The sequence below is a fragment of the Candidatus Zixiibacteriota bacterium genome (assembly GCA_040752815.1).
GTDB lineage: Bacteria > Zixibacteria > MSB-5A5 > GN15 > FEB-12 > JAGGTI01.
The window spans coordinates 1-14,184 of sequence record JBFMGC010000036.1 but is presented as its reverse complement, the minus strand read 5'-3'; the positions used below and the strand labels follow the sequence as shown (position 1 = coordinate 14,184).

The 14,184-nt window shown below is 57.4% G+C and carries 13 protein-coding genes; 4 read left to right on the top strand and 9 right to left on the bottom strand.

Annotated elements, in window-relative coordinates; all coding sequences use genetic code 11:
• Window positions 1-3: 3 nt before the first annotated feature.
• A complete protein-coding gene (locus AB1772_09415) occupies window positions 4-423 on the bottom strand; it encodes a hypothetical protein (GenBank protein MEW5796568.1) in 420 nt (139 codons plus the stop codon).
• A complete protein-coding gene (locus AB1772_09410; GenBank protein ID MEW5796567.1) occupies window positions 420-1,412 on the bottom strand; it encodes an SDR family NAD(P)-dependent oxidoreductase in 993 nt (330 codons plus the stop codon). The genes AB1772_09415 and AB1772_09410 overlap by 4 nt, the downstream gene beginning before the upstream one ends.
• Window positions 1,413-1,567: 155 nt before the next feature.
• On the opposite strand from AB1772_09410, the gene AB1772_09405 reads away from it, so the two are divergent.
• Window positions 1,568-2,230, top strand: coding sequence for an OmpA family protein (locus AB1772_09405; protein MEW5796566.1), 663 nt, complete (start codon window positions 1,568-1,570; stop codon window positions 2,228-2,230).
• Window positions 2,231-2,469: 239 nt separating this feature from the next.
• Here AB1772_09405 and AB1772_09400 read toward each other — a convergent pair whose 3' ends face one another.
• From AB1772_09400 to AB1772_09390, 3 genes are all read right to left on the bottom strand, one after another.
• Complete coding sequence (locus AB1772_09400) at window positions 2,470-2,787, bottom strand: antibiotic biosynthesis monooxygenase (protein MEW5796565.1); 318 nt, start codon at window positions 2,785-2,787, stop codon at window positions 2,470-2,472.
• Window positions 2,788-2,878: 91 nt separating this feature from the next.
• Window positions 2,879-4,336, bottom strand: a complete 1,458-nt coding sequence (amrB, locus tag AB1772_09395) for an AmmeMemoRadiSam system protein B (protein MEW5796564.1) — start codon at window positions 4,334-4,336, stop codon at window positions 2,879-2,881.
• Between the two features lie 310 nt (window positions 4,337-4,646).
• Window positions 4,647-6,668 (bottom strand): tetratricopeptide repeat protein, encoded by a 2,022-nt coding sequence (locus AB1772_09390; protein ID MEW5796563.1) that lies wholly within the window; start codon window positions 6,666-6,668, stop codon window positions 4,647-4,649.
• A 206-nt stretch (window positions 6,669-6,874) separates the two neighbouring features.
• Between AB1772_09390 and AB1772_09385 the strand changes: the two genes are divergently transcribed.
• Complete coding sequence (locus AB1772_09385) at window positions 6,875-10,006, top strand: TaqI-like C-terminal specificity domain-containing protein (protein ID MEW5796562.1); 3,132 nt, start codon at window positions 6,875-6,877, stop codon at window positions 10,004-10,006.
• A gap of 131 nt (window positions 10,007-10,137) precedes the next feature.
• Here the strand turns inward: AB1772_09385 and AB1772_09380 are convergent, their stop codons facing one another.
• Complete coding sequence (locus AB1772_09380; GenBank protein ID MEW5796561.1) at window positions 10,138-11,076, bottom strand: SPFH domain-containing protein; 939 nt, start codon at window positions 11,074-11,076, stop codon at window positions 10,138-10,140.
• Between the two features lie 42 nt (window positions 11,077-11,118).
• Window positions 11,119-11,547: an NfeD family protein gene (locus tag AB1772_09375; protein ID MEW5796560.1), complete on the bottom strand. Its 429-nt coding sequence runs from the start codon at window positions 11,545-11,547 to the stop codon at window positions 11,119-11,121.
• A gap of 301 nt (window positions 11,548-11,848) precedes the next feature.
• Here AB1772_09375 and AB1772_09370 point away from each other — a divergent pair, with 301 nt between their 5' ends.
• Together AB1772_09370 and AB1772_09365 are read left to right on the top strand one after the other, a co-directional pair.
• Window positions 11,849-12,619: a class I SAM-dependent methyltransferase gene (locus tag AB1772_09370; GenBank protein MEW5796559.1), complete on the top strand. Its 771-nt coding sequence runs from the start codon at window positions 11,849-11,851 to the stop codon at window positions 12,617-12,619.
• A 93-nt stretch (window positions 12,620-12,712) separates the two neighbouring features.
• The gene (locus AB1772_09365) at window positions 12,713-12,868 is read left to right on the top strand and encodes a hypothetical protein (GenBank protein ID MEW5796558.1); all 156 of its coding nucleotides are present in this window, start codon (window positions 12,713-12,715) and stop codon (window positions 12,866-12,868) included.
• A gap of 107 nt (window positions 12,869-12,975) precedes the next feature.
• Here AB1772_09365 and AB1772_09360 read toward each other — a convergent pair whose 3' ends face one another.
• Together AB1772_09360 and AB1772_09355 are read right to left on the bottom strand one after the other, a co-directional pair.
• Window positions 12,976-13,551, bottom strand: a complete 576-nt coding sequence (locus tag AB1772_09360; protein MEW5796557.1) for a thioredoxin fold domain-containing protein — start codon at window positions 13,549-13,551, stop codon at window positions 12,976-12,978.
• A gap of 155 nt (window positions 13,552-13,706) precedes the next feature.
• Window positions 13,707-13,913 carry a zinc ribbon domain-containing protein gene (locus tag AB1772_09355; GenBank protein MEW5796556.1) on the bottom strand — a complete coding sequence of 69 codons (207 nt, stop codon included), beginning with the start codon at window positions 13,911-13,913 and terminating at the stop codon, window positions 13,707-13,709.
• Window positions 13,914-14,184 lie beyond the last annotated feature (271 nt).

The following is a 14,184-nucleotide window of genomic DNA, read 5'->3' as shown; positions in this document are numbered from 1 at the left end:
TTGTCACAGCGTATAGAGGTAGCCGATTATCGCCAGCGAGCCCAGCAGTTTGACAAGAAACGCCAGCATGGTGAAGAACACGAATGGCGTGGGCAGGTTGATCTTGAGCGACAGTCCCAGAAGCGCCGGCACCGCGCCCATGGCAAACGCAAACAGGGCGGTGGCCATCCCGGCTCGAACACCGTAGAACGGGAGCAGGTAATAGAAGAAGCCGTACACCACCGCCGGAAAGGCTACATAGAACACGAGCTCCAGCGCGAAATTGACCAGCATCCCGCTGTAATGGTCCTTCTCGACCATCTTCTCCGGAAGGGCGGCAGTCAATTGAAGTTTCCTCTCGACCCAATCCAGAGCCAGTGATACCACCAGCAGGTATGTTCCCGACGCCACCACGCAATACAGCATCTGCCTGATAGGAATCATTTCAACCATCCCTGGCTGACATACCACTCATACGTTGTTTTCGCTCCCTCGGCGAAGGCAATCTTGGAGACGAATCCCAACTCGCCCTGCGCACGAGTTACATCCATCTCCCACGATGAATTCAATTCCCGTGTCTTCTCCCGTGTCAGCAGCGGCGTCACACCAATGGCCCGAAACGCGTACTCGGAGATCGCAGCGACGGCGCGAAATATTGGCGACGGCAACGGCAGCGGGACAGTCCAGCGGCCGGATGCCGCCACGAGGATGTCAATCAGTTGGCGATACGTATAGGCGTCCTTTTCGGCAATACAATAGACCCCGCCACTTTTCACCGAAGCGGTCAGCGCCTTACAAATGCCATCGCACAGGTCGTCGACATGAACTAACTGAAGTCGGCGTTCAGAGTCACCTATGAGCGGCTTGAGATGCAGCCAGACCGCTTTGAACATAGAGTATATCCCGCGGTCCCCCGGCCCATAAACGCCGGGCGGTCGCACAACGACTATCGGCAGACGATCAGAGAAGGACAGGGCCACCCGCTCGCCGGCGAGTTTTGATTCGCCGTACGTCGTGATCGGACGCGGCTCATCGGATTCCCTCACCGGACGACCCGGCTTCGAAGGCCCCGCCGCGGCTACCGACGACACGTGCACGATTCGCCTCACCTGTGGATTGTGTGCGGCAATCGCCTCCAACAGGCTTCGGGTGCCCTGCTCGTTGACCTCAAAATATGTCTCACGTCGTTTGGCCTTGATCACGCCTGCGTTGTGGACTATGCGATTGACTCCCCGGCCCATCTCCGGAAGCGTGTCCGGTTCGGTGACATCGCCATATCTATATTCAACATTCAGATGCTGCAGGAGACTCAAATCCGACGTGTGCCGCACCTGGGCAAGCACTCGGTATCCCTGATCGAGCAGACTCGCACACAGGCGTGAGCCGACAAATCCGTTGGCGCCGGTGACAAGAACCGCTTCTCTGGTGTCCACCACGGCCCCAAAGGTAGGCAATCAGGTGTTGCGCGACAAGTAGTTATCGAAAACCTGGGACTATGTGGCGAACGGCGGGTTATAGTTGACCCCGATAGGGGGCCCGCGTATAATGAATGCAAGCTGGACGAAACATTTTGCAGGAGCAAGGACTGATGAAACGAATCCTGACAATCGTACTGGTGCTGAGCCTCATTATCGGGTTGATCGGGTGCGCCTCGATGAAGAAACGGGACAAGGGCGCGTTGATCGGCGCCGGCGCAGGCGCGGTAATCGGCGGCGTGATCGGCAAGCAGGCCGGCAACACCGCGGTCGGTGCGATTCTGGGCGCGGCTATCGGCGGAGCAGCGGGCGCCTATATCGGCAACTACATGGATAAGCAGGCTGAGGAAATGCGACGTGACATCGAGGGGGCCACGATCGAACGGGTGGGCGAGGGAATCAAGATAACCTTTGATTCCGGCATCCTGTTCGATGTCAACAAATCGGCGCTCCGACCGGAGGCAACCACCAATCTTCAGAAGCTGGCGGTGATTCTCAACAAGTACGAAGACACTGAGATTCTGATCGAAGGCCACACCGATTCGACCGGCGGCGATGAGTACAACAAAGACCTCTCGATCCGCCGCGCCCAGTCGGTGGCGACTACCCTCAGCGGCAGCCAGGTCAACCCGACTCGCTTCACAATCATGGGGTACGGCGAGGCACAGCCGATCGCCGATAACGCCACTGCCGACGGCCGCCAGGCCAATCGCCGGGTAGATATCGCGATTTTCGCCAACGACAAGCTGAAGTCGGTCGCCAAGGCGGAGGGATGACGGAAGCTCAGATTCCGAAGAAGCTGTAGGTCGGGTTCATGAGTGGTTCGCGCAGCGGATCGCGAAGAAACCCGACATCGCGTATGGTTGCGACAGGTCATGAGCCCGACTCGGTCACGCGCAGCGGCCCGGGTCGGGCGGTGACCTGACGCCATACAATGTGCCCGGCAGTTGCCCTCATCTGCCGGCCCGTAAAACAGTTCCCCCACCGGCACACCAATGGAATTTCTCCGTCCCCCTCACAGCTCCAGCGCCACGACTACATCGTAGTGCTGCGAATGGCTGTCATATCGTGACAGCAGCGCCTGCGCCCGCGCCGGCACCACCGCCTTTTCGTAATCCTCCCCCGCGAACTCGCGGATGGCGTCGTACGAATCGAACCAGAGTATGGTCAGGAACTCGACTTGGTCGTTGGTGTCTGTGCGAAGCAGGTCGACTCCGCGGTATCCCGGGATCCGGCGATTCTGAATACCGGGCAGGATATCGTTCCTGAGCAGCGCCTCGTACGCGGCGGCGTTCGCTTTGGATGTCCATCCGTGCCATATGCGGCTGATCATGTGAGAGTCCTTCATTCGTGTGGGTTGTCGAAACCGCAGGGGTTTCGACCTACGCTTGTTTGGGGGCTTCGAGGCGGACCCGCCCTACGTCCTAAAACACCTCCGCGCTGAAGCGATATACCTCCGCGAACTTGTCCTTGTAGCTCTCCCTTGGAAGACTCGCCTTCAGGCAGGTCTGCTCCAGAAACTCGCGCACCGTCCAGCCGTTCTCGACCGCCGCCTGCGGCATGAACAGTCCTGAGTGCATATCCAAACGAACCATCAGACCGTCGCGGCCGATCTTGATCTCCGAGAAGTCCTTCACCCGCTCCAGCGGCGTCAGCACGGCAATCTCAATCTCAACTCGAGCGAATTCATCGCTCGTTAACGGCTCGGCTGTCGGATCCTCGAACGCCGCCGCGAGCGCGATTTTCGGAATCAGTTCATACAGCGGCTCGCGCGCGCCGACATGGCCGCCATGCCCACGCATACGACCGTCGATTCCGAGCGTCACAAACGCGCCCCGCTTCTGTTCGAGCGCCTCGTTCGGCTCCGGCGCGTACTCGCGTCCGTCCAGCCGCGCGGCGATCGCCTCGCGTGCAGTCCGCCTGAGCTCCACTTTGGCATCATCGGTGAGCCGGGCGTCGGGACGCTTGGCCGCCATCGCCCCCATGACCGCCGCCACCCGCTGCTTGTCGGCGATTACGTCCTGCGCCTTTTCGCCCATCACCATAACCGCCGAGAGATACCCCACGACTTCGCTGAAATCGCCGGTGGTTTCGCCCGATGTAGCGTATTCCAGAAACTTGAGTTCGCGGCTGCCCAGGCGCTTGGCCGCAGTCATCACCGCCGCCACCGGCCCCCCGCCGCACGCTTCGCCATCGCCGCGCGCCAGCACACGCATCAACTTGTCGGGATCGTATGCTTCAATCGCCTTCCGGACCGCGCCATCGAGTTGATTGGCTTCTTTTTGCGAATGAAAATGCGAAAGATCGGTCGAGGCCACCATCAGACAGTTGCGTTCTTTTAGCGCCGAGGCAAGTACCTCGCCGAGCGCCTTGATCGACTCCTCTTCCTGCTCGCCCATAACGATGCCGACCATCTTGAATCTGCCCAGCGCCACTTGCAGGAACGGCAAATGCACCTCGAGTGAGTGTTCGCCGCGGGTTGCGCCGGTGGCGTGGCCCTGCGCCGAGGCGTACACGAGGGGATGTATCGACGCTATCCGCTGGGCCAGCTCTTTATCGGTCTCGACTGTGCCGAGTGGCGTCTCGTAACCGTCGCCGACATAAACCGAACTTCCTTTGAAGAAGACCATGTGCGACGGCGACACGATTACGACCGTATCGTACGCTTCTCCCTCGAGCAGTTTGTAAGCTGTTGCGGCGACTTTGCCGGAGTACGGGTAACCGGCGTGCGGGGCGATCAGGGCGAGCGGCCGTCCTGAAAGTGATGCCTTCTTTGCTGTGGAAAAGAAACCGGCGATAGTCTTGACCAGCGCGCCGGCTTCGCCGGGATAAAACTGCCCGGCGACCGCCGGTTTTCTGACATCCATAAGTTTCTTTTCCATAAGACGCCGTCTCGATTCCGGTTTCAAAGAGCAAACAACGATCAACTTACGGCGGCGGCGGTCAATTGTCAATGAGGGGCGTAGATCGGGGGGCTTGTCTTCCCGACACCATGTGGGGACCACGAGGGCCCCGACCTACGCTCTGCCGATCGCCTCTAGTGCGTGGTGGAGCCTGCCCCCGACTCGATCGGGGGTCCTCGTCCACTACGGCCAAATGCGCGGCAGAATACTCGGTTTGCTCCCAGGGCCCTGGCGCACCGGGAGGTACGCCAGGCACCAATCGCCTTTCGGTATTGCCCACACCGTCCACTTACCGCCCCGTCGGCGCCAGGTCCTTGTAGCTTTCTTTGATCGCCTCGTAGTCCGGGTGATCCTGCGCGTTCTGAAGGAACCACCGGTAGTGGCGGGCCGCCTCCTCTTTGCGGCCGTCCTGCGCGAGAAGCATCATGCTGATGATGTTGCCGTCGGCAGAATTCGGATTGATCGCAAGAACCTTCGCGGTCAGCTCCCGGGCGCGCTGCAGTCGGCCGGCAAAGAAACAGGCCTTGGTCAATTCGGTCACCACTTCCTCGGAACTGGGCGCCAGCTTGTAGGCTCGGTCGAGAGCGTCGATAGCCGCGGCGAAATCCCGCTCGATCAGGCAGGCCTGGCCGAGTTTCATGTAGTTATGATGATTCGGATGCGTGCGAATCGCTTTCCCCATCAGCACCCTGACCTGCTTGAAATCCCCCTGCGCCGCCCTGATATCAGCCAGCGCCGCCAGAAACTCGCCGTTATCCGGCTGGGCCTGGATCAGACCCTTGAGCAGCAGCTCCGCCTCGGCCAGCTTGTTGTTCGCGACCAGACTCATCACGGTCTGATACTTAGCCTCCTCGGGGAAAAGCGCGTTTATCTCTATCTGCACGACTTCCGCCAGCTCGGTATGGCCGTCGGCTTCGAGAAACTTCTCAAACGACTGCCACGCCCGCTTGCTTTTCGTCTCGTAATACTGAAGCAGGTCGTGGGCGCGGACAATGGAACTCTGGTTCGAGCAAATCGCCGCCAGATAGGAGCCAGTCAGCATGAGGGACAAAATTGTGCCGTAGAGCCACACCCGCAGCGGCACGGCCGACTTGCGTTCGACCCGGTAGAGCAGCAACAGAAGCGGGGGGAACAGTGTGAGTGACATCAGGTCGAAATCGCGTGCCAGGCCGAGTTTCGGATCAATGGTGCACAGGAAAGCGAGCGAGCCGACAGCGAACAGCGCCAACAGGCGGCTGGTATTGTCGGCGCTAGTGCGCTCGCCGGTTAGTGCCATCGCCAGGAGGAGCAGAAACGACGGTATGCAGAGGAAGATCAAGTTGCTTATCTCGAGAAGATTGCTCAGCGAGAGCACCGCGTAGTTGGGAAACTCGGCATTGAACGGCAGGAGCGTCATGAACGGATTCGCGCCTTGCCCGGCATGTGCCGGCATGGCTGCCACAGCCGCGAGAACTGCGGCAATCGTAAGCGTCACGAAAACGATCGCCGCGCGGTCGGGCGTACGTTTCATCGCGTGCGGAGCAATCTTCAGAGCGATCAGGTACAGCACTCCCGGCAGGAAATAGACCGCCTGAATGTGCGCCCCAACCGCGATCACAAACCAGAGTATCGCCGCCCAGAACGACTTGCCGCTGATCGTAAACGCGAGCGCGTAGCGGACAAAAAACGACCCCGCCAGCCAGAGGAGCGGGTAGTACTCGATGTGGCCGAAATACAGCAGTATCCAACCTGAACCGATCATCGTCCCCGCACTCAACAGCCGTCCCTTAGCCGAATTACTGATCAGCCCTGATATGACGATGAAATTGTACACCACGAAGAACCCGGCGGCGATACTCACGGTCTGGAACGCCCAAAGCGACGTCCAGTAGGTGTATCCGCCGTAGAGGCCCTGCAGCAGCTTGATAGTCCAGATCGCCAGTGGCTTCTCCCAGATAATAGCATAACCCTCGTTTCGCCCGAATACGTTCAGCAGGTAGTAGCCGTCGCCGAGGAACGCGGTTCCGACACGGAAGAAGTAGAAGATGGCTGTTAATACCGCCGCACACAAAACCCTCGGGAGGGGCGATTTGCCCCACAGCAGGCGGGCCTTGATGTCGGCGGCGCGCTCGAGTGCCGCGCTCGGCAGTGGGCCAAATGCCAGATAAAGCGATAGCAATACCAACGCGCCGAGATAGTACCACGAATACTCGCCGAGGTAATGCAGATGTCCCAGCCCCCACATACCGCCGGGCTCGTTGGCAAGCGCGAGCACGACGAAGGCGAGGGTGGCAACAAGAGCTGCTTTGGAGATGTTTTCTCGGGAGGTCATCGATAGATAATAGCGAATGTGCGGGTGACTTACAATTGTGGATGTTGACTACAGGCCTCGGTGCCCCAGCGCGCCAGTGGCTTGCGCTGGGAACTCTTTGGTGGGCGGCAGACGGCTTCGTCTGCCCCTTTGAACGACACCGGCGTTTTTGCTTGCAGGTAGCGACCTATCAGACTTGATTTGCTCTTTCAGGTGACTAAGGGACTATGAAACGGTGCGTCAATCCGAAGAAACAGGCTCCCGCGGCAGAAGCTGCACCAACGGCTGACACTCACAGGTTTGACTTGGCCTTCGAGGAGGTCGGCAAGCTGGTGCGAGCCTTTGCCGAGAACGAATCGCATTACAGGTCGGGTAAATACAGCGAAGCGGAAGCCCGCAAGGATTTCATCGACAAGTTCTGGATCGCTCTCGGTTGGGACGTCAACCACGATACGCAGACGAATCCGTATGAGCAGGAAGTCAAAGTCGAACGCAACGTCCACACCAGCGGAAGCCAGCGCCGCGCCGACTACGCTTTTTACCTGGCCCCGAATTTTCACGACGTTCGGTTCTTTGTCGAAGCCAAGAAGCCTTCCGCCGATATTGAGACGGCACAGAACTACTTCCAGGTAATCCGGTACGGCTGGAACAGTCAAACGCCCCTGGCGGTGCTCACCGACTTTGAGCAATTCCACGTACTCGATTGCCGGTACCGTCCGGATAATGATACGGCCCTTCTAAGTTCAGTCTGGAAGTTCCACTATACCGAGTACGCCGATCACGAGAAGTTCCGGCGAATTTACTGGCTGTTTTCCCGGGAAGCGGTTGCCGACGCGTCAATTGAAAAGAGGGCTGCCGAACTACCAAGGCCACCAGGGAGGGCGGCTCGGCGAGGCCTCGCGCGCGGCGGGTACCAGAGCATCGATGAGTCTTTTCTCGCCCAACTGGATGAGTTCCGGGAAGCCCTGGCGCGGAGCTTAAAGCTCCGCAACCCGGACCTTTCCGGTGATGCGCTAACAGAAATCTCTCAGCGCACACTCGATCGCCTCGTATTTCTTCGCTTTCTCGAGGACAAAGGGATAGAACCGGAGCGCCTGGTCGAGCATTTCGGGAAAAGGCGCTCGGCGTGGGAGGACTTCACCGCTGCCGGCCGGCGCCTTGATAGCATTTACAACGGCATCGTATACAAGCGGCATGACATCATTGACGGGGGCGGACTTGCCGTAGACGACGAAGTGTTTGCTCGAATCTGCCGGGATCTCGCACACGCCAACTCACCATACGATTTTAACGCAATCCCCATTCATATCCTCGGCTCGATCTACGAACGATTTCTCGGCAAGGTCATCACTGCTACACCCAGGAGAGCGAAGGTCGAGGAGAAACCGGAAGTCCGCAAGGCGGGGGGCGTCTACTACACACCGGAATATATCGTCCGCTACATCGTCGACAACACCGTAGGAAAACTAATAGAAGGGAAGACGCCTGAGCAGATTGCAAAGATGCGGTTCGCTGACATCTCATGCGGCAGCGGCTCATTCCTGCTTGGCGTGTTCGATTGCCTGCTCAACTATCATGGGCAGTACTACAACCAGAATCCGGATAAGGCGCGCAAGGGCGATTGCGCGCCCATCAACGGACGCCTCCACCTGACCTTGAAGAAGAAGCGTGAAATCCTTCTCAATAACATCTATGGGGTGGATATCGATGCACAGGCGGTCGAAGTGTGCCAGCTTTCGCTTTACCTGAAACTGCTGCAGGAGGAAACCGAGGCAAGCACCCGCCAGTATGCTCTTGATTTCCTGCACCAGTCTAAGATGAAGAAGCTGCTGCCGGATCTGAGTAAGAACATAGTTTGCGGCAACTCGCTGATCGGGAGGGATATCAACGGGGATCTGTTTGAGGAAGTGGAGAAGAAACTCAATCCGATGGATTTTGAGGACGCGTTTCCTCACGTGATGAAAGCGGGCGGTTTCGACGCGGTGGTAGGGAATCCGCCGTATGTTCGGATTCAAACAATTCGGGAATCCGTACCAGTGGTTTTGGAATACCTTCCTCATCATTATCGAGCGGCGACTAGGGGAAACTATGACATCTATGTCGTTTTCGTAGAAAAGGGGTTGCGTATCCTAAACACAAGCGGTCAATTGGGTTTCATTCTTCCCCACAAGTTCTTTAATGCGAAATACGGTCAACCCCTACGTGCCATGTTGGCTGACGGCAGACACCTGACACAGGTTGTTCACTTCGGAGACACTCAAGTCTTTGCTGGAGCCACTACGTATACATCGCTATTATTCTTGAGCAAGAGTGCCAGTGAGTCATTCATCTTCACTAGCGTTGAAGACTTGGGTGTTTGGCTCCGTTCAGAATCTCATGAACCCTTGCAAATGAACGCTAACCAAGTGACAGCTGCACCTTGGAGTTTTGTCGCGGATCAGGCAGCTACCCTCCTCAATAGAATCTCCGAAGTGTCTCCTAAGTTGGGCGAGATTTCACACACATTCGTTGGCACGCAGACGAGTTGCGACAGTGTCTTCGTCTTGGAGAACTGTTCTAGAGCCGGCGGATTTATCGAGGGCGATTCCAGGGCGTTATCACGGCGAGTCAGGGTCGAACGTCAGTGTGTGGTCCCCTTTCTGCATGGCAAGGACATAAGGCGTTTTATGCCGCTGGCAAGCGATTCATACCTCATTTGTCCTTATGAAATAGCAGAAGACAGCAGCGCACTATTCACTGAGAAGACCTTTCGCAATAGGTTCCCCCTTGCTTATGAGTACCTACTTGCAAACAAGAGTACTCTGGCGGCTCGAGAGAAGGGCAGAATTCATGTGGATAAGTGGTTCGCGTTCGGGTATCCCAAGAGTATGTCGTTATTCCAGAACACGAAGATTGTCGTGCCGGATTACAATGACCAAGCTTCCTTCACCATTGATAGCGAAGGTCACTTCTTCAAGACTGGATACGGTGTTATTCTAAGAGATCAAAGAACATCCTTGTACTTTGTACTTGGCTTGTTGAATTCAAAACTGCTGTTCTGGTTTCTAAAGAGCACCGGGACTGCGCTGCGGGGTGGCTATGTCAGGTTTTGGTCACAGTACATCGAGCGACTCCCTATTTATGTACCTGAAAGTTCCCAACACGTTGAGAGAAAACTCCATGACAGTGTGGTGGCAAAAGTCCAGACCATACTGGAAGCCAAAAAACTGCTTGCCCGAGCCAAAACAGAAAAAGACAAAACCTACTACGAAAAAAAATGCGCCAGCCTCGACCGCCAGATCGATAAGCTCGTGTACGAACTCTACGGCCTAACCGATGAGGAAATCGCCATCGTAGAGTGTGCAACCACGGCCGAATAGCTACTCCCTCCCCCCACAAATATCGAAGGCCGGACTGGGGTGGGTCCGGCCTTGAGGCGGGCCTGTCTGAAAAGGCCCGATTTGAGTATCCTTGATGCGCGGTCCCGCGATCGCGAGACCGGCCACAAAAGTTACGCGCCCGCCGCCCCGGCCGTTGGAGATTTCTTCATTGCATCAGCGCCGCCGCCCGGTTTTATCCCCTCCACCATCGCCGAAAGCGCCGCCATTATCCCGCTTGCTTCGTACGGCAGGAAAATCTTGTTGGCGCTCCCCTGCGCCAGATGGGGCAGCATTTCCAAGTACTTGAGCGTTATCAGCTTATCGTCCGGACGGCCTTCGTGGATGGCGCCGAAAACAGTCGCAATCGCCTTCCCCTCGCCCTCGGCAACGGCGATCTGACGGTACCGCTCGGCGTCGGCCTTGCGCTTGACCGCCTCCGCCGCACCCTCGGCCTCGAGAATCTGCGCCATCTTCGAGCCCTCAGCCTTCGTAATATCGGCCTGCCTGACTGCTTCGGCCTCAAGGATAGTGGCCCGCTTGTCGCGCTCCGCTTTCATCTGGCGGCTCATGGCGTCGGTGATATCAGCCGGCGGATCGATTCGCTGCAGTTCGATCCGGTTGACCTTCACTCCCCACTTGTCGGTGGCGGTGTCCATGACATTGCGCAGCTGCAGGTTGATCTGGTCACGCGACGACAGACAGGCGTCGAGATCCATCTCGCCGATAACGTTACGCAGATTGGTCTGCGCCAGTTTGGTGGCGGCATGGACATAATTGTAGATCTCGTAGCGCGAGCGGAACGGATCGGTAACCTGGAAGTAAATGATGGCGTCGACCTCGACCCCGACATTGTCCTTGGTGATCACCAGTTGCGCGGGGACATCGATTACCACCTCACGCATATCGACTTTCTGGACAGTGTCGAAAAACGGGAGGATCAGGTTCAGACCGGGTTCGAGCACTCTTTGGAATTTTCCCAGCCTCTCCACCAGCCCCTTCTCATAGGGGCGAACAATGCGCACCGACATGGTGACCAGCGCGAACGCCAGCACCACGATGACGATTATCAGAATGGTCACTTCAGACACGGTATGCTCCTTTCCTGTCTCCGGTTAATCAATGGGCTCAACGAACACCCGGGTACCGGCAACCGAGGTCACTTTGACTTTGGTGTTGACTTCGATGTGGCGGTCGGCGCGCGCCTGCCAGATTTCGCCCTCGAACCGGATCTTGCCGCCCAGGTCGGGGTCGATCCGCTCGGTGACCAGCGCGGCCTGGCCGATCATCCGGTCGACACTGGACACCTGCGGCGGAGTCACCGATATCTTGCGGGCGAAGCGACGGGTCAGCGGGATCAGCGCGGACGAGAGGACGGCGAAAATCGCGATCTGCCAGTAGTAGTACTCCGGCCAGATCTGGGCGAAAATCGCGGCGACAATCGCGCCGACCACGAAGCAGATGAAGATCATGGTTGGGGTAACCAGCTCGAGGATCAGAAAGACCCCGGCGGCGGCCAGCCAGATCCAGAACAAGGTTTCCATCGAGACTCCTTTCAACAACCGCGGCTTGTCCGCACGTGGCGGACATATTCAATTGCATTACCAGAGAATGCCGGCGGAATTCGATTCCGCTGAGCCCAAAAACGAATGATCAACGTGGATGACAGTCAACTTAAAACGGTTCTGGGGGATAGCCTCTGTAGGTCGGGTTCACGAGGCCGACGCGCAGCGTCGGTCGAGCAACCCGACCTGTAAGGTTCCGTCGGGTCTTTTCCTGCCAACGGCGTGATGAGACCTGACGGCTTGATTCGCTTCTTGTGCGAGACTATACTCTCCCCTAACCATGCTCCCCTATGATAAATTCGGCTCCGTTTACGACCAGATCGGCCACGATATGTTCTCCATCCGCATGGCGGAGTATACTCTCGCAATACTCAGTCGGTTCAAGTTCGTGCCACGCGATGGTCTCGATCTCTGTTGCGGCACCGGCTCGGCTATTCGCTTGTTCGCCAAGCACGGTATCGTCATGTCCGGGCTCGACCGTTCATCTCGGATGCTGGCGATCGCGCGTGAAAAGCTGCGCGGCCATCATGTCGAGCTTTACCGTCAGGAGCTGCCGCGTTTTGCAATCAAGGAAACAACATCCGGGCGCAAGAAATCCGTTCGGCAATTCGATTTGATAACCTGCTTTTTCGATTCGCTGAACTACCTGCGCGATGAGCGCCAGCTTCGCGCGACTTTCAAATCAGTGCGACGTCATCTGAAACCGGGCGGCTGGTTTGTGTTCGACATGAATACACCCTATCATCTCAAGACCGTCTTCTCCGACCAGAAACCGTACTCTGGTGTGCGTGACGATGTCGCCTGGATATTCCGCAACGGCCCGACCGCGACACCCGATTCGGCCGATTTGCTTTTAACGATCTTTGTAAAGCATGGCAGACACTGGCGGCGGTTCGACGAGGTTCATCGCGAACGGGCGTACCCAAACCACGTAATCGCCGACGCACTTCGTGACACTGGTTTTCAGGTGAATGGATGTTACCGCTGTCTGAGTTTCGAGAAGCCGACCAGGAAGACAATGCGGGTTTGTTTCGTGGCGAAACGAATGTAGGTCGGGACCCTCGTGGTCCGGACCTACTGAACTAAATAAGCATCCTCTCGTATCTAGTAAAAGACGCCGCTGTTCACAACGAGCGAGGCTGAAATGAAGAAACGGAATCTCGGATACCTGGGCTTTCTGGGCCTGTTGGGGCTGCTCGGTCTGCTGGGCACGACCGGCAACCCGGCGCTCTACGCGCTGTATGGTCTGTTCGGGTTGTTTGGCTTCTTTGGCTTTTTCGGCGCGACAGAGGAATCGTAGGTCAAAACCCCCGAGTCGAACGCGTTAGTGTGAGACGTGGTTTTGACAGAGAGGGTTTGAAGTTCCCCAATCAATCCCACCCAAAGCGTGGGGCACCCGGGCTTATCCTATCGACTCTGAAACCGCTTATTAATCGCCTCTTCGCTCGCGGCGGGAAGGGTCAGGAATTTCTCCCAAGGGGTGACAAAGAAATGCCGGTCGCGAATGTAAACGAGCATCCGCTTGAACTTGAGTAAGTCCATCTCGGAATCGAGGGCGCCGATAATGCGGCCGTTGGTGTCGAAAAAGTAATACGCCGGCACGCCCTGAATCGAGAGCAGCTTGCGGAACTGTTGCTCGTTCATGACGGTATCGCGCAATTTGATGGGCGTATCCATGTAGATATCGACCCGCACCGGGGTCAGATTCTCATTGACGTACTTAACCAATTCCGGACGGTTGAACACGGCGGTGTCCATGTATTCGCAATGGTGACACCCCTTTTCGCTGATGTAGAGAAACAGTGGTTTCGGCGCGGCCGGGAAGGTCGCACGCACCGAATCAAACGGCAGCCAGTTGAGCTTCGTCACGGATGTCGTGACCGTGTCGACTTTGCCGGTGACAGCTTTGGGTTGCCCTTCCGCCTGCGCGACCGCTCCACCCGTCAGCAATAATGCGAGAATCAACTGTGTAATCATCATCATCTCCGAAATCGTGCCCGGCCCGCCCGGTGGATGTGCCCGGCAGATGCCCTCATCTGCCGACTAGCGAGAATAATCGTCAAAGCGCAGACCGGAGGTCTGCCGCCCACGAAGATCATCACACCCTACAAGCTCACGACCGTGAGCAATCACGATGCTCAACTGAACCCGGGCCTGCCGCAGCCGGGGCGCGAGCACGACGGCGCGGTGTCACCGCCGCCCGAGGTGGTCGCGGCGAACACCGACAGCAGTTTGCGCGTCTCGGTCGAACTGCAGCGCGGGCAGACGACTGTTGTTACGTTCGACGATACCAGTTCTTCGAACTTATACGCGCATTGCTTACATTCGTACTCATACAGCGGCATAGCTAACTCCTGCTTTCAGGCGTCGACATGACCCATCCGAGTATGGCTCCGGCCGAACCGGCCAGACACGGGTTGCACATGATCTGTCAGGTCGAACCAAACTGAATATACAGCAGCGACAGCCCGACACCAAGCCCGCCGCCAATAAGGGCAAATACGCCGGGCCGTTTGAATTTGTGCATGTTAATTCTCATAAGTTAACGTAGGGCAGAACCCGAGTCGCTTCGACGAGAGGTTTTGCCATCATCCTAGGCGGCAGAATCAGCCCGCT

Bases quoted from the DNA above. Each gene is read 5' to 3' on its own strand.
- AB1772_09415 (MEW5796568.1), bottom strand. From the start codon at position 423: ATGATTCCTATCAGGCAGATGCTGTATTGCGTGGTGGCGTCGGGAACA.
- AB1772_09370 (MEW5796559.1), top strand. From the start codon at position 11,849: ATGCTCCCCTATGATAAATTCGGCTCCGTTTACGACCAGATCGGCCAC.
- AB1772_09365 (MEW5796558.1), top strand. From the start codon at position 12,713: ATGAAGAAACGGAATCTCGGATACCTGGGCTTTCTGGGCCTGTTGGGG.
- AB1772_09355 (MEW5796556.1), bottom strand. From the start codon at position 13,913: ATGCCGCTGTATGAGTACGAATGTAAGCAATGCGCGTATAAGTTCGAA.
- AB1772_09405 (MEW5796566.1), top strand. From the start codon at position 1,568: ATGAAACGAATCCTGACAATCGTACTGGTGCTGAGCCTCATTATCGGG.
- AB1772_09375 (MEW5796560.1), bottom strand. From the start codon at position 11,547: ATGGAAACCTTGTTCTGGATCTGGCTGGCCGCCGCCGGGGTCTTTCTG.
- AB1772_09390 (MEW5796563.1), bottom strand. From the start codon at position 6,668: ATGACCTCCCGAGAAAACATCTCCAAAGCAGCTCTTGTTGCCACCCTC.
- AB1772_09385 (MEW5796562.1), top strand. From the start codon at position 6,875: ATGAAACGGTGCGTCAATCCGAAGAAACAGGCTCCCGCGGCAGAAGCT.
- AB1772_09400 (MEW5796565.1), bottom strand. From the start codon at position 2,787: ATGATCAGCCGCATATGGCACGGATGGACATCCAAAGCGAACGCCGCC.
- amrB (MEW5796564.1), bottom strand. From the start codon at position 4,336: ATGGAAAAGAAACTTATGGATGTCAGAAAACCGGCGGTCGCCGGGCAG.
- AB1772_09360 (MEW5796557.1), bottom strand. From the start codon at position 13,551: ATGATGATGATTACACAGTTGATTCTCGCATTATTGCTGACGGGTGGA.